This window comes from Marinobacter sp. EN3 (assembly GCF_000475315.1).
In the GTDB taxonomy this organism is placed as follows: Bacteria; Pseudomonadota; Gammaproteobacteria; order Pseudomonadales; family Oleiphilaceae; genus Marinobacter; species Marinobacter nauticus.
Genome location: NZ_AXCC01000064.1, coordinates 1 through 479, shown reverse-complemented (window position 1 = coordinate 479; position 479 = coordinate 1). Strand labels below are relative to the sequence as shown.

Sequence of the window (479 nt, the reverse complement as noted above, 5' to 3'; positions counted from 1 at the left end):
TACACCGCCCAGTACGTCCGCCTGACCCGGCTGCTACGAGAGCTGACCATCGCCAAGGGCGATGGCCAATACTCAAAGCTCCTGACCAGCCTGGCCAAGGTCGACGTGCTGATCCTGGATGACTGGGGGCTGATGAAGCTGAGCGCGGAGAACCGGCGGGACTTGCTGGAGGTGCTGGAAGACCGACATGGCCGGCGCTCCACCATCGCCACTAGCCAATTACCCATCGAGGAATGGCACGGCATCATCGGTGACGCCACTCTGGCAGATGCCATCCTGGACCGGCTCGTACACAACGCCTACAAGATCAATCTGCGGGGCGAATCCATGCGAAAACAGCAGGCAAAGTTGACGGGCACTGAGACTTCGGAGTAAGAAGAGAAACCCCGCGTCGCTACGCTCCGATGGGTGGCAGCCTTGCTCCGGTCCGGGTGGCAGGCTTCACGTGGAATGGGTGGCAACCTTCAGCGGTTTACGCA

Annotated in this window: 1 pseudogene; it reads left to right on the top strand. The window is 61.0% G+C overall.

The features are described 5' to 3' along the window. Positions 1 to 375 (top strand): annotated as a pseudogene (gene istB, locus Q675_RS35310) (IS21-like element ISSpu5 family helper ATPase IstB); the annotation flags it as partial. Positions 376 to 479 lie beyond the last annotated feature (104 nt).